Annotated in this window: 30 protein-coding genes and 1 tRNA gene; 15 read left to right on the plus strand and 16 right to left on the minus strand. The window is 32.7% G+C overall.

Going from position 1 to position 18,523, the window contains the following annotated elements; translation table 11 throughout:
- Position 1 precedes the first annotated feature (1 nt).
- From purQ to CHHT_RS05055, 6 genes are all read left to right on the plus strand, one after another.
- Positions 2-667, plus strand: a complete 666-nt coding sequence (gene purQ, locus CHHT_RS05030; RefSeq protein WP_034961120.1) for a phosphoribosylformylglycinamidine synthase subunit PurQ — start codon at positions 2-4, stop codon at positions 665-667.
- The gene (locus CHHT_RS05035) at positions 661-1,854 is read left to right on the plus strand and encodes a hypothetical protein (protein ID WP_051663686.1); all 1,194 of its coding nucleotides are present in this window, start codon (positions 661-663) and stop codon (positions 1,852-1,854) included. The genes purQ and CHHT_RS05035 overlap by 7 nt, the downstream gene beginning before the upstream one ends.
- Positions 1,838-2,515 (plus strand): lysophospholipid acyltransferase family protein, encoded by a 678-nt coding sequence (locus tag CHHT_RS05040; RefSeq protein ID WP_034961118.1) that lies wholly within the window; start codon positions 1,838-1,840, stop codon positions 2,513-2,515. The genes CHHT_RS05035 and CHHT_RS05040 overlap by 17 nt, the downstream gene beginning before the upstream one ends.
- A 21-nt stretch (positions 2,516-2,536) precedes the next feature.
- Complete coding sequence (gene crcB / locus CHHT_RS05045; protein WP_034961116.1) at positions 2,537-2,899, plus strand: fluoride efflux transporter CrcB; 363 nt, start codon at positions 2,537-2,539, stop codon at positions 2,897-2,899.
- 346 nt (positions 2,900-3,245) lie between these two features.
- Positions 3,246-3,398: a hypothetical protein gene (locus tag CHHT_RS05050; RefSeq protein WP_159428476.1), complete on the plus strand. Its 153-nt coding sequence runs from the start codon at positions 3,246-3,248 to the stop codon at positions 3,396-3,398.
- On the plus strand, positions 3,337-3,957 hold the full coding sequence (locus tag CHHT_RS05055) for a hypothetical protein (RefSeq protein WP_051663685.1): 621 nt from the start codon (positions 3,337-3,339) through the stop codon (positions 3,955-3,957). The genes CHHT_RS05050 and CHHT_RS05055 overlap by 62 nt, the downstream gene beginning before the upstream one ends.
- Here CHHT_RS05055 and CHHT_RS05060 read toward each other — a convergent pair.
- Positions 3,954-4,028, minus strand: a tRNA-OTHER gene (locus CHHT_RS05060). The two genes, CHHT_RS05055 and CHHT_RS05060, sit on opposite strands and share 4 nt — an antisense overlap.
- Positions 4,029-4,068: 40 nt before the next feature.
- Between CHHT_RS05060 and CHHT_RS05065 the strand changes: the two genes are divergently transcribed.
- Positions 4,069-4,410, plus strand: a complete 342-nt coding sequence (locus tag CHHT_RS05065; protein WP_051663684.1) for a phage virion morphogenesis family protein — start codon at positions 4,069-4,071, stop codon at positions 4,408-4,410.
- Between the two features lie 84 nt (positions 4,411-4,494).
- On the opposite strand, the gene CHHT_RS05070 is transcribed toward CHHT_RS05065, so the two are convergent.
- The gene (locus CHHT_RS05070) at positions 4,495-4,653 is read right to left on the minus strand and encodes a hypothetical protein (RefSeq protein WP_159428477.1); all 159 of its coding nucleotides are present in this window, start codon (positions 4,651-4,653) and stop codon (positions 4,495-4,497) included.
- Positions 4,654-4,820: 167 nt separating this feature from the next.
- On the opposite strand from CHHT_RS05070, the gene CHHT_RS05075 reads away from it, so the two are divergent.
- From CHHT_RS05075 to CHHT_RS05100, 7 genes are all read left to right on the plus strand, one after another.
- Positions 4,821-5,171: a hypothetical protein gene (locus tag CHHT_RS05075; protein WP_064019766.1), complete on the plus strand. Its 351-nt coding sequence runs from the start codon at positions 4,821-4,823 to the stop codon at positions 5,169-5,171.
- A complete protein-coding gene (locus tag CHHT_RS09160) occupies positions 5,159-5,287 on the plus strand; it encodes a hypothetical protein (protein ID WP_255199051.1) in 129 nt (42 codons plus the stop codon). Before CHHT_RS05075 ends, CHHT_RS09160 begins: the two co-directional genes overlap by 13 nt.
- A gap of 210 nt (positions 5,288-5,497) precedes the next feature.
- Positions 5,498-5,680: a hypothetical protein gene (locus CHHT_RS05080; RefSeq protein WP_034961113.1), complete on the plus strand. Its 183-nt coding sequence runs from the start codon at positions 5,498-5,500 to the stop codon at positions 5,678-5,680.
- Positions 5,681-6,300: 620 nt separating this feature from the next.
- Positions 6,301-6,756: an RICIN domain-containing protein gene (locus tag CHHT_RS05085; RefSeq protein WP_159428478.1), complete on the plus strand. Its 456-nt coding sequence runs from the start codon at positions 6,301-6,303 to the stop codon at positions 6,754-6,756.
- Positions 6,757-7,581, plus strand: coding sequence for a cytolethal distending toxin subunit B family protein (locus CHHT_RS05090; RefSeq protein WP_034961107.1), 825 nt, complete (start codon positions 6,757-6,759; stop codon positions 7,579-7,581). It abuts the gene before it with no gap.
- Entirely contained in the window at positions 7,581-8,333 is a 753-nt protein-coding gene (locus CHHT_RS05095; RefSeq protein WP_051663683.1) for an RICIN domain-containing protein, read from the plus strand. The genes CHHT_RS05090 and CHHT_RS05095 overlap by 1 nt, the downstream gene beginning before the upstream one ends.
- Positions 8,334-8,632: 299 nt before the next feature.
- On the plus strand, positions 8,633-8,899 hold the full coding sequence (locus CHHT_RS05100; RefSeq protein WP_034961103.1) for a hypothetical protein: 267 nt from the start codon (positions 8,633-8,635) through the stop codon (positions 8,897-8,899).
- A gap of 128 nt (positions 8,900-9,027) precedes the next feature.
- On the opposite strand, the gene CHHT_RS05105 is transcribed toward CHHT_RS05100, so the two are convergent.
- Positions 9,028-10,377: a class II 3-deoxy-7-phosphoheptulonate synthase gene (locus tag CHHT_RS05105; RefSeq protein ID WP_034961101.1), complete on the minus strand. Its 1,350-nt coding sequence runs from the start codon at positions 10,375-10,377 to the stop codon at positions 9,028-9,030.
- A 156-nt stretch (positions 10,378-10,533) separates the two neighbouring features.
- Between CHHT_RS05105 and CHHT_RS05110 the strand changes: the two genes are divergently transcribed.
- Positions 10,534-11,439, plus strand: coding sequence for an AEC family transporter (locus CHHT_RS05110; protein ID WP_034961099.1), 906 nt, complete (start codon positions 10,534-10,536; stop codon positions 11,437-11,439).
- Between the two features lie 28 nt (positions 11,440-11,467).
- On the opposite strand, the gene fliP is transcribed toward CHHT_RS05110, so the two are convergent.
- The 13 genes from fliP to CHHT_RS05175 form a co-directional block, all read right to left on the minus strand.
- Positions 11,468-12,202, minus strand: coding sequence for a flagellar type III secretion system pore protein FliP (gene fliP / locus CHHT_RS05115; RefSeq protein ID WP_034961096.1), 735 nt, complete (start codon positions 12,200-12,202; stop codon positions 11,468-11,470).
- A 118-nt stretch (positions 12,203-12,320) separates the two neighbouring features.
- Positions 12,321-12,515, minus strand: a complete 195-nt coding sequence (locus CHHT_RS05120) for an acyl-CoA thioesterase (protein ID WP_051663682.1) — start codon at positions 12,513-12,515, stop codon at positions 12,321-12,323.
- Positions 12,502-13,041, minus strand: coding sequence for a hypothetical protein (locus tag CHHT_RS05125; protein WP_034961094.1), 540 nt, complete (start codon positions 13,039-13,041; stop codon positions 12,502-12,504). Before CHHT_RS05125 ends, CHHT_RS05120 begins: the two co-directional genes overlap by 14 nt.
- Entirely contained in the window at positions 13,038-13,394 is a 357-nt protein-coding gene (locus CHHT_RS05130) for a hypothetical protein (RefSeq protein WP_034961091.1), read from the minus strand. The genes CHHT_RS05125 and CHHT_RS05130 overlap by 4 nt, the downstream gene beginning before the upstream one ends.
- A complete protein-coding gene (locus tag CHHT_RS05135) occupies positions 13,384-14,085 on the minus strand; it encodes a glycosyltransferase family 2 protein (protein WP_034961089.1) in 702 nt (233 codons plus the stop codon). The genes CHHT_RS05130 and CHHT_RS05135 overlap by 11 nt, the downstream gene beginning before the upstream one ends.
- Positions 14,078-15,595, minus strand: coding sequence for an ApeI family dehydratase (locus CHHT_RS05140; RefSeq protein WP_051663680.1), 1,518 nt, complete (start codon positions 15,593-15,595; stop codon positions 14,078-14,080). Before CHHT_RS05140 ends, CHHT_RS05135 begins: the two co-directional genes overlap by 8 nt.
- Positions 15,592-16,032 carry a COG4648 family protein gene (locus CHHT_RS05145; RefSeq protein WP_082864080.1) on the minus strand — a complete coding sequence of 147 codons (441 nt, stop codon included), beginning with the start codon at positions 16,030-16,032 and terminating at the stop codon, positions 15,592-15,594. The genes CHHT_RS05140 and CHHT_RS05145 overlap by 4 nt, the downstream gene beginning before the upstream one ends.
- 55 nt (positions 16,033-16,087) lie before the next feature.
- On the minus strand, positions 16,088-16,330 hold the full coding sequence (locus CHHT_RS05150) for an acyl carrier protein (protein ID WP_034961084.1): 243 nt from the start codon (positions 16,328-16,330) through the stop codon (positions 16,088-16,090).
- Positions 16,330-16,581 (minus strand): phosphopantetheine-binding protein, encoded by a 252-nt coding sequence (locus CHHT_RS05155; RefSeq protein WP_214096832.1) that lies wholly within the window; start codon positions 16,579-16,581, stop codon positions 16,330-16,332. Before CHHT_RS05155 ends, CHHT_RS05150 begins: the two co-directional genes overlap by 1 nt.
- On the minus strand, positions 16,571-17,320 hold the full coding sequence (locus tag CHHT_RS05160) for a lysophospholipid acyltransferase family protein (RefSeq protein WP_034961080.1): 750 nt from the start codon (positions 17,318-17,320) through the stop codon (positions 16,571-16,573). The genes CHHT_RS05155 and CHHT_RS05160 overlap by 11 nt, the downstream gene beginning before the upstream one ends.
- The gene (locus CHHT_RS05165) at positions 17,307-17,489 is read right to left on the minus strand and encodes a hypothetical protein (protein WP_034961077.1); all 183 of its coding nucleotides are present in this window, start codon (positions 17,487-17,489) and stop codon (positions 17,307-17,309) included. Before CHHT_RS05165 ends, CHHT_RS05160 begins: the two co-directional genes overlap by 14 nt.
- Positions 17,490-17,547: 58 nt before the next feature.
- Positions 17,548-17,913 (minus strand): beta-ketoacyl synthase chain length factor, encoded by a 366-nt coding sequence (locus CHHT_RS05170; protein WP_034961074.1) that lies wholly within the window; start codon positions 17,911-17,913, stop codon positions 17,548-17,550.
- The gene (locus CHHT_RS05175; RefSeq protein WP_034961071.1) at positions 17,913-18,332 is read right to left on the minus strand and encodes a hypothetical protein; all 420 of its coding nucleotides are present in this window, start codon (positions 18,330-18,332) and stop codon (positions 17,913-17,915) included. Before CHHT_RS05175 ends, CHHT_RS05170 begins: the two co-directional genes overlap by 1 nt.
- Positions 18,333-18,523: the final 191 nt, after the last annotated feature.

Raw genomic sequence — 18,523 nt, forward strand, 5'->3', positions numbered from 1 at the left:
AATGAAAGTAGCTATCGTAAATTTTCCAGGAACGAACTGCGAAAGAGATACAAAATACGCATTTGATAAACTAGGTTGCCAAACACAAATAATATGGCATAAAGATACGACTATTAATGCGGATCTTATCGTTTTACCGGGCGGTTTTAGTTATGGAGATTATCTAAGAACCGCAGCTATATCTAAATTTAGTCCTGCGATGAGTGCTGTCGTAGCTCACGCTAAAAAAGGCGGACTAGTTTTAGGTATATGCAACGGTTTTCAAATGCTTTTGGAGACTGGACTTTTAGAAGGCGCGATGAGAAGAAATGAAAATATGAGCTTTATAAGCAAATTTCATCACCTAAAAGTTATCTCAAATAACAATAAATTTCTATCGAATTTTGCTAATAACGATGTGATAAATATCCCAATAGCACATGGAGAGGGAAATTATTATACTGATGAAAATACCTTAAAAAGACTATACGACAACGAACAAATTATTTTAAAATACTGCGATGAGAACGGAAATTTACTAAGCGTAAATGGATCGATAGACAATATAGCAGGAATTTGTAACAAAGAAAAAAATATCTTTGGACTTATGCCTCATCCAGAACGTGCCATAGAAGAAATCCTAGGAGGAACTGACGGGATGAAAATGCTAAAAGGTCTAGTTTGCTAAAGAGTATTTCTTTAATCGTTTTGCTTGCCTGCTTTATTTTTGCTAGAGATGAAGTAAGTGTGTTTGATATGGTGGGTGAGCAAAACACACCACAAAAGAAAACGATAAATATAGATGATATAAAAAAGATAGCGCCGACAGATGAGCCAGACTACAATACTGTGGGGACTCAAATTTATGAAAATATAGAGCCTAACGAAACTAAAATGTCGGTTTCTAAAATAAAAAAGTCTGTATACGTCCATCAAATTTTTAGCTTAGATCTAAAAGCCGACACAGGACACAATCTCGCTTTTGATCTAAATCTTAGCATAAATGCAAATGATATATCATGGCTAAATCCAAAACCAAACTGGATCCAGAGTAAAAAAGGCGTGTATGATACGACTCTTTGGTTTGAAGCAAATAAAGAGTCTGCAAATATCGAAGATATTACACTAATACTAAATAGAAACGGTGATTTTTTTCAAAAAGCAAGTATAAAGCCTAATCTTCCACTTATAAAAAATCTAAAACAAGCAGAGAATTTCTCAAATACTGTAGCCGATAATCTAGAAATTAAAAAAGTAAAAAGTTCTAAATTTGATGATGAGAATAATCTAATAACATTAGAACTCGAGATAAAAAATGGCAATCTCAGCTCATTTTTCATACCTTCAAACTTTCAAAAACAAGGCATAGAATCCATAAAAGGCGATTACAATAACCAAACTGGAAACTACTTTATCATTGCAAACAACAAAATAAAATCTATAGAATTTAGCTACTACAATCTAAAAGAAGCTAAATTCAAAAACTTTAATCTTGATGTTAATGTGCAAGATGACGATCTGAGTACTCAAGTAAATCTAAACCCTAAAGAAAGCGAGTTTGAGCTTTATAAAGATATAACTATATATTCACTTATAGCTATATTTTTACTATTTTTTATCTTTAAAAAAAGCTATTATTCTTTAATCATAGCAATAGTTTTTGGAATTTATTCATTTTATGATAACAAGCCTTTTAGTGACGCAACGCTAAAAGCAAACTCAGAAGTCAAGATACTACCTACAAATAATTCTACGGTATTTTACATATCAGACAAACCTCAATCTGTAAAAGTTATGTCTAAAAATGATAAATATACTAAAATATTATTAGAAAATAAAAATATCGGATGGGTAAAAAATGAAGATATGGAATAAAATAAAAACTGTCTTAATCGCGATAGAGCTAGTAATAAGCATAGCTATAGTAGTCATTTTAATGTGGATGTTCAACAAACATCACAGAGAGATCAGGAGAAAATGGGCTAAAGCACAAAGATTTTTTATGGATTATAAAATGCAGATCATAGGAACCCCGAATAAAGATGCAAATTTAGTCATCATAAACCATCAAAGTATGTTAGATATCATTGTTTTAGAAGATATACATCCTGCAAATTTATCATGGATAGCCAAAAAAGAGATCGGCGATATACCTATACTGGGCAAGATTTTAACCATACCAAAAATGATCCCTATCGATAGAAATAATCCAAGATCTATCACGACACTTATAAAAGACGTAAAAGATCGCACCCAAAACGGCCGCGTGGTAGCAATGTTTCCAGAAGGTACTAGAGGTAAAGGCGATAAACTTTTAAAATTCCATAGCGGCGCTAAGATTATCGTTTCCAAACTAAATTTAAAAGTTCAACCGATAGTTATAGTAAATTCAAGAAAAATACTAGATACAAAAAATTTCTCTTTTAACAAAGGTGAAGTAAAAGTTATCTATATGGACTTAGTAGATACCTCAAATGAAGACTGGGTAGAGATAACAAGAGCTAAAATGCAAAAAATACTGGACGAAAATATATGAGTTTTTTTTACCCTACTTTCCATAGGGTATGGCGGATTTTTAGGAGCTGTGTTTAGGGATTGCATAAATGGTTTAGTATCAAAAATCTTTCAAAACCCTACTCTTCCCTTAGGGACATTAAGCGTAAATTTAATAGGTGGATTTTTCATCGGTTTTATACTGAGCATTGCTAGCACTTATTCCATAAATCAAAATTTAAAATCATTTTTGATAACAGGATTCTTAGGTGGGCTTACGACTTTCTCAACTTTTACATACGAAAATATGCTGCTTATCAACTCAAATAATTATTTTATGGCTTTTGCAAATATAGGCTTAAATGTGGCTCTTTGTTTGGTGTTTTGTTATATAGGTCTATTTGCTGCAAAATTATTGATAGTGTAATTTTAGCATATCTTTTATATAAGCCAGCAAGAGCTGGTTTTGCCTTTGTTTTTAGGCTTTAAAACCACTTAACTTTTTCTATTTTTCAAATACGGTTGCTTTGAAGGAAGCTCGTTTAACAAATTTCATTTATTATCACCAAATCAAAAACAGACTATATGATCACACGACTATGCGTAATTTCTTTGCAAAAGCAGTTTTAATACAAATCTTAAATGCTGAAAGCAAGAAATTGAACTTAGATTTTAAGAATGATATAAAATAATATTATGGAACTGCTTTACCAAAAACAGATCCTTTTTGGGATACAAACTATCCACCAAATGGCTGGAATTGTAGATGCAAGGTGCAAGTCCTTACTAAAAGCGAAATAGAGCGTAAAGGGCTTACGCCACTAGCAAATAGCTCTATGCTTAAAAATGTAGCTGAGAAAGACTTTGCTTATAATCCAGGTAAATTTAATAAAAATAGAGCAAATTTACGAGCAAAAGATAGGTAAATTTAGCAAAGCAGATAGTGCTACTTCAAAGATATTTGTTAATAATGTCCTAGCTAAAACTAAAGATTTTAACCATCAAAGAGATCTATATGTTTGGCAGCGTGGGCTTAATAATGCTGTAGATGAGTTACTTGTAAAAAAGAATTTAAAATCGCCTATAAACGCATTTATGATAGGTAGATTAAATAAAGATATAGCAAGCAAGGCTAGTAAAAGTTTAGGAATTGATATACAAGAAGAGGGTATAACGTGTGATAAGCATTGTATCTTACATATTAGAGAAGATAGAAAAGGTGGGTATGGGCAAGATTTACGCATAGAAGAGATTAAAAAAGTAGTTAGCGTTTTAAATGATAAAAATACACCAGTTAGTGTAGATATGAAAAATAAAAATATTATTTTTTGGTTTGAAGATGAAAAAGATAGTAGTAAGATAAATAAAGTAGTTGTAGATTTAAATTATAAGTTAAAGAAATTTGGTCTTACAAATTATATGATTACTGCAGGTAAGGTTGATAGAATAAACAAGGATAAAGAAAAATATATTAAGATAAGATAGATAGGCAGGAATCGAACCTGCGACACTAAACCACTAAGTGGAGTTGCTCTACCGCTGAGCCTTACTATCTATCTTTGATATTATTATACCACAAGGAGATAAATTTATCAAATGAGCATAAAAGTAACCGGATTTGAGAAAATAGAAAAAAAGCTTGAAAACCTTGCAAAACTAGAAATAAATGTAAAACCGGCTCTTAGAACCATAGGGGAGATGGTAAGAAACAGTATAGAAGATAGCTTTGAGAAAGAGACTAGCCCTTTTGGTGAGCGCTGGAAACCACTTAGCTCATCTACTGTTTTTTCTGAAATTAGAGGTGGCAAAAAAGGCAGTACGATAAAAAGCGGGAAGCGACATAAAAAAGGCTTTTTGAAAAAGTACGGTGTAGGTGGCAGTAGAAGAATACTTAGAAGAGATGGCAATAATATGACATATTCTGCATTTTTCATTTAATGAAATTATGGAAATGAGCATGAGTGAATATAATGAGTATTTGCTACTGGCAAAAGAGATTTTAAAAGCTAAAGCCGGTGGGGTCTAGCTTTTTACACCATGGACAAAGCCAGCTAATAAAATGCAAACAAGAGCAAAGGTAAATGGGTTTATATCAAAAAGCCCATATAAAACACCGCCAAAAATAAAGCTTAATGGCGTAATCATTTCAACGATGTCTGATTTAGTATTATCTGTTCTCATAAGCAAATAATAACAAACTAGACTTTAAAAGTTCATAAAAAAGGACAAAAATATGGATAGCACACAATTTGGCATAGTTATAGGCTTAAAAACTGCTGGGTTTGGAGCACTTAGCGGAAATATATCATCATTTTAACTAATAGTCTTTAAAAAGTCAAGGAATAAAAATGGATAATACTATTTTGGGTCTTACTATAGCATTAAGTACAAAAGGATTTAATGCTATAGCTGGTAATGTAAAAGCATTAAGCCGCATGGCAGAACAAGCTAGTAAACCCGGTGCAAATATTGATAAACTAAGTAAAAAAATAGAAAAAATATCGGCTATTAACATCAAAATAGCAAATCACAAAAACGATATAAACTCACAAATATCAAATATAGGCTATAGCCTAGCAAAACTTACTAGCTTTGCTGTTCCAGTTAAAATAGCTATTGACCAAGAAGAAGCTATGGTGGACCTCAAAAAATACGTAGACTTTGCTAGCGAAGAAGAGTTTAAGGCGTGGCTCTCATAGGTCACGTTCTACACTTTTCATATAGTGAGATTATGAGTATGGATGTGGGCGAGTATAATGAGTATTTAAAGGAAGCTATGGAAATTATCAAATCTTTAAATGCGTGTGATAAATGATAAAAAGCGATAAAACGCATTATTTGTGCGAGCAGGCAATAAATCAACAATGTATAAAAAAAGATAGATAAGCGTAGCATAAATAATAGATGAAGCAATTATATACTCATCATTGTTTGTAAATAGCAAAACAATAAACGAAATGATGCAAAGTGCAATAAAAATTGTAAATCTTTTCATAGGTAAATTATACAAAAAAAGGATAAAAAAATGCAAGATATCGGAGTCGGTCTTAGTATTGGGTTAGCATTTCAAGGCATCGCATCAATAAAAACGTGCGAAACATCATTTAATAGGCTAAAAAAAGCTATAAATAATGTTGGAGGAAGTGTTAAAAATTTAAAAAGAGACTTGGCTGCAATAAAAAGGTATAGAAAAAAAGGAATATATTAAATTCATATGATAAGCTGCGCCACAGATAGCATGAAACATCATATTATGGAAAGTGATTTGTATGCTATCAATACACCCCTGATGGCGTGATGATCAAATAGTACTATATACAAGGAAATGAGCTGATATTTGTATCGTACAATCCTATCTATACATATATAAGATTTTTTATTGATGAGTGTAAAATTATTGGAAAATTTGCAGGGATACTTAGAGGGGTTTAGAGATTTATTTGCGTTTATAATCAAACTATTTTTAGTATGTTTTTGAAGCTGTTTGATTTTAAAAAGCGCTTTACAGCAATCTCAAAAAATTATTTTATCTAAATTTATAAATATACAAAAAATTAGAATATAAAAATATTTTTATATAAATTTAAGTAAGTTTAAAATATAATTTTTATGACAAACTTTGATTTAATATTTAGGAGTAATATTATGTTAAGGCTTTCTATTTTGATTATGCTATCTATATTTTTAATATCTTGCAGTACCACTAAATCAAATAACTATAAAGCTCCTAGGGTGCAATCTACTAATAGCAATAGCTCAGCTCTAAGCAATACTTTACCATCTAAACAGATATTATTAACAACTAGGGATAACCTAGGGGATAGCTCAATGCCATTAGCTATTATAAATCCAAGAGGCTCATCTTTAACTGTTTGGGCATTAGCTGAGGGTAACTGGGTATGGGGATATACTCTAGATAGATCAATAGATTTTGGTGGAGCTAGGCTATGGCAGGTAATAAATTTAGGCGGAGATATAGCTCTTATTAAAAATGTCCGCACAGGTAACTGCTTGCATGATGAAGGGCGTGGTGTAACTCATAGAACTTGCAATAAAAATAGTAAAAACCAACAATGGGAACTTTTTGCTATGGATAATGGTGCAGTTATGATTAGATCTACTGCATCAAACAATTGCTTAAGAACAGAGTATGGAGATATAGTCCAGATTGATAGTGTATTTAGCATTACGATGGAGCGATGCACGCTAGAGCCAAATTTAGATCAGCAGTGGATATTTATACCAGCACCAATTGAAGCCTCACCGCTTTTAGGAGATAAATAGATGAAAAGATTAGTTATCCTAGTAGCGCTACTTAGTGCTAGTTTACTATTTAGTGCTATTGATGATTTTAAAACAGCTACTTGGAATATGCAAGGATCAAGCGCAAGTAGTGAAGCTAAGTGGAGTGTTAGCATAAGACAGATGTTCTCAGGCGATAATGGTCTAGACATACTAGCAGTTCAAGAAGCAGGAAGCTTGCCAAGAACTGCAAGAGCTACAGGTAGGGTATTTGACTTTAATGGCACAGATGTAAATGTAACTGAGCATATATGGAATTTAGGAACAAACCTTCGCCCAAGCTTTGTATTTATATACTATGCTAGAACCGACCTTGGAGCCAATAGGGTAAATTTAGCTTTAGTTAGTAGAAATCCAGCTGATGAAGTATTCTTATTGCCACCTCCTACGACTGTTTCAAGACCAATTCTAGGTATTAGATTAAGAAATGACGCTTTCTTTAGCATACATGCTCTTGCAAATGGTGGAATTGATGCATCGGCTATAGTTCATAGTGTAGATAACTTCTTTAGAAACTCACAAACACTAATGAACTCAAACTGGATAGTAATGGGTGATTTCAATAGAGAACCAGGAGAGCTACTTAGCTCATTTGAGCTAGAGCTAAGACTTCGTGCTAGAATAATTACAAATAGTGCCATTACTCAAGTTAGTGCTAGAAGGACGTTAGATTACGCGGTAGTAGGAAACTCTAATAGATCTGTAGTTCCAGCTCCACTGCCACCTATTACAGCTAGCACATTCTTTAGCGGATTTAGATCACACTTAGCAAGTGATCACTTTCCTATAACATTTGGGAGATTTTAATGAGAACTATACTAATATTTATATCATCTGCTTTGTTTATAATGCTAAGCCTAAGCGGTTGCGTGGATAAAGAAAAAGTAGTATCAACAACTAAAAGTAACTTTTTAGTTACTAATGAGAGTTTGGGATTTGCTGGCCCACTAGCACCTAATGAGAATAGAGCTCCAGATAGGCTAGATGCTACTCCAAAGGTTCCTAGCATAGAAAAACTACTTAAACAATCAAATACCCCAAGCGATCCTTTTACTCCTCTACTTAGTCTAAGATCGCTTGAGAGCGGTATGACTTTAATAGTAAATTTCGCTCAAAGAGATGAGACATTTAACTGGAATATTCGTGAAGTAAAGTCATTTGAGCCAAATCTTATAAAAAATATTCAAAGAGTAGATGATTTTAAGTATCTTGAGTTTGAGTATATTCAGTTTGTAAGTTCTAATGACATTGATATGTGCTTAGCCATACAAGAAAGTGGATTTTTTGGGCTAAAAAATTGTGCTGATGATCTTGAAAAAGCTAAGTTTGAGAGTGTATTTCAACTAATCCCTATGAGTACAGACTCAGTCCAGATTAGATCATTGGTGCTTGGTGGAGGCGAATGTATAAGCACATTTGAAAATCCCAATCTTTTCCCATGGCAACGAATAGGTATAGATAAGTGTCAACTAATGCAAGGTTTTAATACAAACCTAGCAAGACTTTGGGCTATAATGCCAGAAAATAGACCTGCTAAGGTGCTGGTGTCTGTGAAGTGATGAAGATGAGCAAAACTAAGTTTTAAATGATGAAGTATTTGTAGCACCAAATGTGTCAAAAATAATATATTTTGTTTTAAAGACTAAATTTGCTACCAAAAATAACACTGATCTAAAGTTTTTTATAAAATAGTAATTTATAGATTACTATTAAACAATGTTTATATGTTAAGCTCAATACAAATCATATAAATTTAGACAAGTAAAGTGCGGCTAACACAAACCTATATATGTTTGCGTTTTAATATCTAAAATAACACACAAAAAGATTTTTTGCGACACACGAAGCTTATCTGCACTTGCTTACGCTTTACTACTATGAGCTTTCTACAAATGAACTGGATGCGAAATTTACTCAATACTTCTCTGATATCTCGCAAAAAACCATTTTAGCCGATATCGGTGTGAGTTTGGCGATTGAAGATAAGTGGCTGAGCTTCACTCCTGCTTTACAACAAGAGTTTATAAATGATAGCGAAGAGCTGATCTATCATTTTGGCGGCAATCCTTTTACCATAGATCCTAATGATAAAAAAACACGTATTTTAGACTTTTATTTGGTGTAGGCTACAATGAAAATGAAAAGATAAATTTAGAATTTAATATAAGCGGTAAACAAAAGCTATAAATACTAGAATTCGTATCCGCAATGACTAAACGTCGTTTGCGGATATAAAAAGCAGATAATTAGTGATTATTTCCTAGCTTCTTTGACTAGATCTGCTATCAAAAATGCAAGTTCTAAAGCTTGATCTGCATTCAGGCGCGGATCGCACTGAGTTTCATATCTACTTGCAAGCCCGTCTTCAGTTACTTTAAACACTCCACCCGTACATTCAGTTACGTCTTGTCCGGTCATCTCAAGGTGTACGCCGCCAGCTATCGTGCCACAAGCCTTATGTATATCAAAAAAGCTTCTTACTTCACTCATTACGTCGTTAAACTCACGAGTTTTAAAGCCGCTACTAGCTTTTTGAGTATTTCCGTGCATCGGATCTATACTCCAAAGGATATTTAACCCTTCTTTTTTGACGCTATTTAGCAAATTCGGAAGTCTATCTTCTATCTTTTTAGCACCCATTCTTACGATGATATTAAGACGTCCTGGCTCATTACTAGGATTTAGTTTGTTTGCTAAAGCCACGATATCTTCAGGTTTAGCATCTGGTCCTATCTTGCAGCCGATAGGATTTTTAACACCGCTTAAGAAATGCACGTGAGCGTCATTTACTCCTCTTGTTCTTTCACCTATCCAAAGCATATGAGCAGAGCAGTTATACCAGTCGCCACTTAAACTATCAATGCGAGTTAAAGCCTCTTCATAAGGAAGCAATAGTGCTTCATGAGACGTGTAAAGCTTTGTTTCGCTAAGCACTGGTGTATTTTGAGTAGTAACGCCGCATGCTTCCATAAAATTTAGCGTTTGTGTTAGCTGTGCTGCTAAAAGCTCAAATTTATCTCCGATCTCAGCTCTTTTTATAAAGCCAAGATTCCATCGATGAACTTCGTGTAAATTCGCAAGTCCTCCACGTGAAAATGCTCTAAGTAAATTTAGCGTAGAAGCGCTTTGGTAATAAGCCTCGATCATTCTTTTAGGATCAGGCACTCTAGCTTCATTTGTAAACTCAAAACCGTTTATGATGTCGCCTCTGTAACTTGGGAGCTTCACTCCGCCAACTTCTTCAAAATCACTACTTCTAGGTTTTGCAAACTGCCCTGCCACCCTACCTACCTTGACGATAGGACAGCCTCCGGCAAACGTAAGAACTATCGCCATTTGAAGCATTACTTTAAACATATCTCTGATATTATTTGCATTAAAATTCGCAAAGCTCTCGGCACAGTCTCCACCTTGAAGTAAAAAGCTATTGCCTAATGTCACATTTTTTAACTCTTCTTTGAGATTTCTTACTTCACCAGCAAAAACAAGTGGTGGAAGACCTTTTATCTTTTTTTCTACGTTGTTTAATTCATTCATATCTGGATAAGTAGGTTGTTGTAAAATATTATACTTTCTCCAGCTATCCGCTGTCCATTTTTCCATTATCATACCTTATTTTAGAAGTTTTTTGATTATATCCAAACGTTTCTTTTGTTAAATTTAAAAATTACCTTATTTTTACATAAGTTTTTTTGATTAATTTTTCTTTTATGAAATAATTATATAATTCGCCACTAAAAAATACTAAAAGGATCAAATATGGTTTTTGGAGCTATGTTTTCTATCTTTATACTTCTAGCGTCTGGATATTTGGCAAAAAAAACTAAAGTTTTAGCACAAAATCAAGCCATAATATTTATAGATTTTGTCTTATGTTTTGCACTTCCTGCTATGATCTTTGATAGAATTTATCACGTCAATATCGATATAAATTTGATAAATGTCATACTTACTGGTTTTGGCTCGTCTATCATAGCAGCTCTTATCGCAGTAGGGCTTGGGTTTTTATTTAAATTTAAAAAAACGACTATAGTGAGTTTGGCACTACTTAGTCTTTTTGGAAATACTCTTTTCGTGGGTATCCCTATCGTTCAGGGATTTTTTGGCGAGGAAGCTATAAATGAAGTTATATTTTACGATCAACTAGCAACTGGAATTCCTATATCTATACTAGGTCCACTTATACTATCGCTTGGTGCTCCTGCAAAGGTTTCTTTGATACAAAATACGGTAAAAATACTAAAATTCCCACCGTTTGTAGCACTTATATTAGGACTAATATGTAGAAATTTTGAACTTCCAGATATTATATTTCCACCGCTTAAAATGTTTGCTAGCAGCGTTGTGCCAGTAGCTCTTTTTGCTGTTGGAATAGGACTTGGATTTAACAGCGTAAAAAGTGCATGGAAAAGTACGAGCGTGGTTTTAGTGGCAAAAATGGTGATAGCGCCTGCATTATTTGTGGTAATAGCGTCTTCATTTGGCGTAAATTTCGATCAAAAATGGATGGTAGGACTTATAGAATGCGCGATGCCGCCTATGGTTTTAGCTAGCGCTATGATACTAAAAGCAAATTTAGATACCAACTTAGCTATTTCAAGTGTCGCTCTTGGTATAGTATTTACTTTCATAAGTATACCTAGCATATTTTTATTTCTAGCTTGATCTATGACCAAGCTAGGTCTTTTTAGTACTATTTAAAGCTCTCTACTAAATTTCCGACTAATAAATTCCATCCATCTACTAATACAAATATCAGTAGCTTAAAAGGCAAGGATATCATCGTAGGCGGTAGCATCATCATACCCATAGCCATAAGTACGGAGCTTACTACCATATCTATGACTAAAAAAGGAAGATAAAGTAAAAATCCTATCTCAAAAGCTGTTTTTAGCTCACTTATGACAAACGCAGGAGCAGCTACACTAAATGGCACGTCGTCTATAGTCTTTGGATTTGGCAGAGCTCTTATCCTGTAAAACAGAGCTAAATCCTTTTCTCTAGTATTTCTCACCATAAACTCTTTAAATGGTTTACTACCAAGCTCAAACGCTTCTTGATAGCTAATCTGCTCGGCTAAATACGGTTTTATACCCTCATCGTATGATTTTTTGGCTACTGGTTCCATAATGAAAAACGTAAGTATCAAAGCAAGCGAGATAAGTATGCTAGTAGGTGGCATCTGCTGTGTTGCCATAGCTTGACGCAAAAATGAAAATACTATAATAAGTCTCAAGAAACTAGTCATAACAAAGATCAAAGACGGAGCTAAAGCTAGTATCGTTAGGACTATTAAGACATTTAAGCTAGTAACTAGCTGCTGAGGCGTATCTGGTGCGCTTAAAGTTAAATTTATAGTAGGAACAGTGAGCGTATCGGCCGCAAAAACAGTAACAAAGCCAAATAAAAATAGTAGTAAAAACCTCAAAGTCTAGCCTTAAAATTGAATGGCTGATTTTATCAAATTTTGTCTAAATTTTTTCATAAACCCAGCCGTATTTAGTAACCATCTCTTGAACATATCAAATTTTGACGGTATTTTAAATTTACTTAATAAATTTAAAATCCATCTTAGCAACAGGATAGGCAAAACCCTCTTTTTTCATCATTTCATAATCATATCCCAGATCTTGTAAAAACTCGCACCTTGCTTTTTCTATAAATTTGACGTAATTACCGTGCCAAACGACGTTCATACTATCTACGTCGTAAAATTCGACTTTTGTTTTATAAGTTTTCATCATCACTCCAAATATCAAAAAAATTAAACCACATTTGCGGATACTCTTTACAATTTAGCTCTAGTAAATTTAGATAAATTTGAATATATTTTGCTATATTCTTGCGTTCTACATTTTGAGCTAAAAAATCCACTTTTATGTTGTATTTGCCAGATTTCTTAATGCACCAAAGAGTCCAAACTTCACACTTTAGTAAGCTTGCTAAGACAAAACCACCTTGCGGAAATTTAGCCATTTGTCCTAAAAACGGAATTTTGCAAATTTTATTTCCGCTCACAGGGATCCTATCGCCCATAGTGCAGATAAAACCACCCTCGTCTATGAACTTTGATAGTTCAAGCATAACGCCGATATCAAGGCTATCTACTCTGAAAATTTTTATATGGTTGTCATTTAAAGAGTTCAACATCTTACCGAAATTTAAGCTATTTTGGTCATAAACAAGCACTGCCATTTTCAAATCTTTATAATGCCTACTAAGTGCTTTTGCGATCTCGACATTGCCAAAATGACTTACTATGATCACCTTACCTCTTTTTGCGTTAAAAAAAGCTCATATAGCTCTTTTTCATTTTCCAAAACCAGATCATCATACTTGATCTTTCCTAGCCAAACCGATATTTTATCTACTATACTTTTTGAAAATTCAAAAAAATTTCTAAACACATTTTTATGGTTCGTACCAAACTTTTTATTTAAATTTAAATAAAACCTTTCTAAATTTTTACGTTCATTTTTAGAGCTTAAAAAGTACAAAAAAGATATGAAAAATACTATAGGCGTGAGTAAAAATCTAGGCATAAAGCAGACGAGATAAAACGTAAGCTTAACCCAAAAAAACGAGCCTTTTTCTTTTTGTTTATACCAATCATTTGCCATATTTAAGTCTCTTATGTATAAAAAATGGAAGAGAAAAGAAAGCTCTAACTTGCATCTTACTTATCAAAATATTATCCTTAAACGCCCTAAAATGCGATATAGAACCATACACAACACCAACTTCTATCCATAAAATTTCAATATTTGATTTATAGTAATTCATCAATATCTCTATATCAAATTCCATCGCATTTGATAAGGTTTTATCTATGATATCAGTATTTAAAGGATAAATCCTGATGCCTGTCATTGCGTCTTTAAGCTTGCCTCCAAAAGTGTTGATATAAACCCAAAAATCAGTGATCTTTCTGCCATAAAGCCTTGATTTTGGTGCACTTTTATCGTATTTGCCATATCCGCAGATCAAGGCTCTCTCATTGTTTTTAGACATTTCAAGCATTGCTGGTACTACGCTTAGATCGTGCTGCATATCAGCATCTATTTGAAAAACGTGCGTAAAGCCGTTTTGAAGTGCGTATTTCATACCTGTTTTAACAGCCGCGCCTTTTCCTTGGTTTGTCTTATGGGTTATGATTTTGATGTCCAAATTTTTTAGTGCTTCTTTTGCCTCTTTTGTGCTACCATCATCTACTAAAACAGTAAAAATATCATATTTTTTAAGTACACTTGTGAGTTCTTTAATTTTTTTAGGATGATTATAATACGGTATCAAAAAGCAGATTTTATACAACTTTGATCCTTCCTGAGCAACACTGAGTTTCATTTGCAAATATTTTAAAATTTATATTTTTATCGGTTATACAAATTTCAATAATACATCTATCAAAAGGTCTTAAAAATGCCATAAATTTAAGATTTTCTAAAACATAACCACCATCTATCTTTATACCATATATATCCAAACACTCAAACACAAATCCAAGCTGTATAAATCCAGGAGTAAGAGGAAATTCTCTAAAATGCCCTTCGAAAAAAAAGCAATCTTCACTCATAAAACAGCTAAATTTGGCTATTTTTTCATCACTTTGTAAAAGACTAAATGACGGTATTTTCTTTTCATCGTAGCATTTTTGAAACTCGCTAATACTAAACTTACCATAAGAGTTTTTCGGAATTTCGCTTATGATCTTAAAAGATCTTATATTTGTTTTAAATTTAGGATAAAGATACTTCTTTATAGTATCTACAATGCCTAATTTCCCGTTGTTTCTAAACTCATTTTTACCATCATCGCTCAAAACTAAAAGAGCTTTTACTCGCTTATCATTTTTGAGTAAAGCACACTTTGCATCTTTTATAAAAGTGTGATCTTTCAAAAAACTCTCCGCTTCATCTAAGCTAAACCTAGTTTCGTTTAGCTTGATTATCCTATCAGATCTGCCGAGTAATTTTAGATCTTTACCATGGATTTCAGCCATATCAAAGCTTAAAAAATTATCACACCATTTTGAGTTTATAAATAATCTATCATCTTTAATATCGGCATTTACAGCGTCAAATATGACAAATCCAGAGCCAAAATTGCTAGCCACTACGCCCGTTTCGGTACTACCATAAATTTCCATTATCTTAGAAGTAAACTTATCCCTTATATCATCACTAAGTTTTGAGCCTGCACTCACTATCAAACTCGCGGTATTTAGACAAACATTATCATATTTTGATACTACGCTAAGCACGACTGGAGAAGATATAAAAATAGAATCCGTAAAATCATAAGCAAATATAAGTTCTGGATAATCCAGCCTTGAAGATAGCACTTTCATACCAGCAACAAGCGGTAAAAAAACCTTAAAAGTGAGTCCGAACATATGTTGATGAGTTACACTCGTATATACTTTTTTACCATCCATTTTTATAAAATTTCGCAAAAAATTCGCCTCTTCAAACATATCTTTTATGGATTTTTCTATGATCTTTGAAGAACCACTACTACCTGAAGTATAAAGATAAAATTTATAGTTCGTATTAAGAAAAAACTCACCCTCTTTATCCCCTTTACACTTAGCAAAATTCAAATCTCCTATATCGCAAAGTCTCTCATCTGAAACAACGTGGGCTTTGGTGTTTGCCATCATAGCACCAAATAAAGCTGCGCAAAAATCAAACGTAGAGCTTAGAAATATTTTTATCTCTTTTTTGCCACACTTTTTCAAGTATGAAGCAAATTTTAAACTCTCGCTAGTAAGCTCTTCAAACCCTGCATTTTCTTCTATAAAATATATATCTTTATTTATCATTTTATAAAAAACTTTCTATATAAAATTTCCACCACAAACAACAAAAAAACCAAAACATAACTCACAAATCCGCAATATATCAGCCATAACCGTTCATCTATAAATCCAAAGATAAGAGTAACTATCGCATTTATCATAAAAAAACATATCCAAATTTTAGTTAAATTTCTTGTATAAATTACTGCTTTATTTGGCAGATTTTTATCTTTAAGTCTAGCAAATTTAGTTATGATAGCTTCACCTTTTAAGCTGTATAAAAAGATAAAACAAAATAGTAAATTTACCATAACTGGATACAGGAATTTAGCATCATCAAACATCATAAGTGATATAAAAAATACACCCAATACAAAAAAAGCTCTATTTTCAAAAATAGCTCTTATAAACCACAAAATAGCCAAAATAGTAGCGATATAAAGCGTAAAATTAGACTTCATCACTACTAAGAAAGGATAAGCCAAAGTAGTTAAAAACGTAAGAATTCGTACCGTATTAATCAAATTTTTTAGCTACCGCATCAACTATATCACCGAGTGTTTTTACATTCTTAAAATCATTTGGTTCTAGCCTATGACCAGTCTGTCTTTTGATATAGTCTATCAAATCGATAGCATCTATACTGTCGATATCTAGGTCTTCGTAAATTTTTGCTTCTAAAGTGATCTTTTCTTTAGGCATCTCAAAAAGCTCAGTTAATGCATTTGAGAGAATTCCAAAAATCTCATTTTTATCCATCATTTACTCCTACTATTTTCTATAAAATTAGCTAACGTCTTAACACTACGATAAATTTCTTTGACATTATCTGTTTTTGGATCTAAAACAATACCATATCTCTTTTGTATAGAGAGCCCAAGCTCCAAAGCATCGACACTATCAAGTCCCAAACCGTCCGAAAAGAGCGGCGCATCTTCATCTATATCAGATGGTTTTACATCTTCTAAATTTAGATCTTTTATGATCATTTCTTTGATCTCATCGATCATTTTTAAACTCCTCATTGTAAATTTCTTGTAAATACGCATTTAAGAGCCTAGCTCTGATGGGCGCCGATTTTTGCGGATAAAACGTATCTAAATCAATACTTTTTAAAATATTAAATTTATAATTTATAGTGATATCTGGTGTATCATACCAAGCCACTCCTTTTTTTAGACTCTTTGGATTCATATGTAAAAACACAGGTGTTAACGTTTTAGCTGATTTTATAGCTATATATGCAGCTGCTTTGTGAAACACTATCTTATCTTTTGTCCTGCTGCCTTCTGGAAATACTATCAAATTCTCTTGCTCTTTTAAAGCTTTGCAAGAGATCTCCAAGCACTCTTCATTTTGCGTATTTAGGATATATCCACAAGCTTTTATGGCACTAGATAAAAATATATTTTTTGCTAACTCTCCTTTGACTATGCAGTTGCTATCTTTAACAAATGATAAGAAAAATACTATATCAAGTAAGCTAGTATGATTGCAGACTATGATCTCTGAATTTTTCCCGAGTGTTTTTAAAATGTCTGCATTGGATCTTGCATACCCTAAGATATCTGTACAAAAAATAAAAAATTTCCACGCATTTCTAACTAAAAATCTACAAAAATTTCTTATAAGTTTATATTTTTGTAGACCAAAAAACAGAACCGGCACAAAAAATATATTGCCTAAAATACAGATAACACCGAACCAAAAAAACAAAAATCCGGTGATAAAAATCTTAAAAATCGGCATTAAATTTCCACTTATAGCAGATCTCATCGTCGAAAAAATAGAAATCTTTTCCTATGTTTTTGATAAAATTTTCTGTGCTGTTAAGGCTATTACCTAAACTAGGCATTTTAGCGATACTAAGCTCACTACTAACTCCATTTTTAAGTATAAACGCCGCGCAAATTTGCATTTTATCATGAACGCTTTCTTCATAAGATATAACGCAAATTTTATCAAACTGATTTAATTTAGAAGCTGCAGATATCGTCCGCCATCTCTACTGGAGCAGACGAGCTAATGGCAAAGATAGGAGCGTGAATTTGCTTTTGTATAGCCACGCTAGCAACACTAGCATTTAAAACAGACAAAGAAAAAGATGTCGGAGATACTAAACCAGATAAACTAAGCTCGCTTAAAAGACCTATACATCTATCTATTTCTCCAAAATTTGTAGCAAAAACAATAGGACAGTCTAAATTCCCAAAACCGCTTATACTAGTGTAGATAAATTTCGCAGCATTGCTCATTTTTCTACGATTTATAGGCAAAACATTATATAAATTTATCTCATTTTTGTCTTTGCAAAAACCAAATTCGGCTATATCAAATTTCATTATTTGGCTACGTCTCCTATGAGAGTAACTCCTGCCATTATGCTTCCTGCGCCGCATTGGAACTCTGTTTTAGAATCAAATTCGTTTTTATAGTAATAACCAGTAATGTTTATAACCTTTGTACCACCGTCTTTTTTTGCTCTTTCTTGAAGCGATTTTAAAGCAGAGAGCAAAGCCCATTCGCAAGCTTTTTTATCGGTTTTACCAAAAGCGTTCGTTTTTTTGTTTGTTCGAACTTGTTTTGTGACTATTTCACCGGTATTTCCACTACCAAATATCAGCTCGATAGATGGATCTATGATCTCTTTTGCTTTTTCGCTTTCTAAGACGTCTTTAAGTGGAAAATATAAGATATCGTTCCTAGCAAATAGCGAACTTGCAAAGATAAAGCCGAGTGCGAAAATTAACGCTTTTTTCATATTATTTAAGTATCCTTTTCTTTCAAATAATTATAGATATTTCTGTTATAATTATATTATATTTTTGTATATTAATCAATGTTTTATAATCTATTTTCCAATATCTAAAATATATAAAAATTTAATAATAAATTAAATATTAATTAAATTTATTATTTCTATTTTTTTAAATAAATGTAAATAAAAAATCG

This window comes from Campylobacter hyointestinalis subsp. hyointestinalis (assembly GCF_013372145.1).
Classification (GTDB): Bacteria; Campylobacterota; Campylobacteria; order Campylobacterales; family Campylobacteraceae; genus Campylobacter; species Campylobacter hyointestinalis.

Excerpts from the sequence above, each read along its gene's own strand:
- CHHT_RS05160 (WP_034961080.1), bottom strand. The coding sequence starts at position 17,320 with ATGCCGATTTTTAAGATTTTTATCACCGGATTTTTGTTTTTTTGGTTC.
- CHHT_RS05085 (WP_159428478.1), top strand. The coding sequence starts at position 6,301 with ATGCCATTAGCTATTATAAATCCAAGAGGCTCATCTTTAACTGTTTGG.
- CHHT_RS05155 (WP_214096832.1), bottom strand. The coding sequence starts at position 16,581 with ATGATCGATGAGATCAAAGAAATGATCATAAAAGATCTAAATTTAGAA.
- CHHT_RS05150 (WP_034961084.1), bottom strand. The coding sequence starts at position 16,330 with ATGGATAAAAATGAGATTTTTGGAATTCTCTCAAATGCATTAACTGAG.
- CHHT_RS05175 (WP_034961071.1), bottom strand. The coding sequence starts at position 18,332 with ATGAAAAAAGCGTTAATTTTCGCACTCGGCTTTATCTTTGCAAGTTCG.
- CHHT_RS05065 (WP_051663684.1), top strand. The coding sequence starts at position 4,069 with ATGAGCATAAAAGTAACCGGATTTGAGAAAATAGAAAAAAAGCTTGAA.
- CHHT_RS05095 (WP_051663683.1), top strand. The coding sequence starts at position 7,581 with ATGAGAACTATACTAATATTTATATCATCTGCTTTGTTTATAATGCTA.
- CHHT_RS05110 (WP_034961099.1), top strand. The coding sequence starts at position 10,534 with ATGGTTTTTGGAGCTATGTTTTCTATCTTTATACTTCTAGCGTCTGGA.
- CHHT_RS05040 (WP_034961118.1), top strand. The coding sequence starts at position 1,838 with ATGAAGATATGGAATAAAATAAAAACTGTCTTAATCGCGATAGAGCTA.
- purQ (WP_034961120.1), top strand. The coding sequence starts at position 2 with ATGAAAGTAGCTATCGTAAATTTTCCAGGAACGAACTGCGAAAGAGAT.
- CHHT_RS05070 (WP_159428477.1), bottom strand. The coding sequence starts at position 4,653 with ATGAGAACAGATAATACTAAATCAGACATCGTTGAAATGATTACGCCA.
- CHHT_RS05080 (WP_034961113.1), top strand. The coding sequence starts at position 5,498 with ATGCAAGATATCGGAGTCGGTCTTAGTATTGGGTTAGCATTTCAAGGC.
- CHHT_RS05105 (WP_034961101.1), bottom strand. The coding sequence starts at position 10,377 with ATGGAAAAATGGACAGCGGATAGCTGGAGAAAGTATAATATTTTACAA.
- CHHT_RS05140 (WP_051663680.1), bottom strand. The coding sequence starts at position 15,595 with ATGATAAATAAAGATATATATTTTATAGAAGAAAATGCAGGGTTTGAA.
- CHHT_RS05130 (WP_034961091.1), bottom strand. The coding sequence starts at position 13,394 with ATGGCAAATGATTGGTATAAACAAAAAGAAAAAGGCTCGTTTTTTTGG.
- CHHT_RS05165 (WP_034961077.1), bottom strand. The coding sequence starts at position 17,489 with ATGCAAATTTGCGCGGCGTTTATACTTAAAAATGGAGTTAGTAGTGAG.
- CHHT_RS05145 (WP_082864080.1), bottom strand. The coding sequence starts at position 16,032 with ATGAAGTCTAATTTTACGCTTTATATCGCTACTATTTTGGCTATTTTG.
- CHHT_RS05170 (WP_034961074.1), bottom strand. The coding sequence starts at position 17,913 with ATGAAATTTGATATAGCCGAATTTGGTTTTTGCAAAGACAAAAATGAG.
- CHHT_RS05120 (WP_051663682.1), bottom strand. The coding sequence starts at position 12,515 with ATGAAAACTTATAAAACAAAAGTCGAATTTTACGACGTAGATAGTATG.
- CHHT_RS05075 (WP_064019766.1), top strand. The coding sequence starts at position 4,821 with ATGGATAATACTATTTTGGGTCTTACTATAGCATTAAGTACAAAAGGA.
- CHHT_RS05090 (WP_034961107.1), top strand. The coding sequence starts at position 6,757 with ATGAAAAGATTAGTTATCCTAGTAGCGCTACTTAGTGCTAGTTTACTA.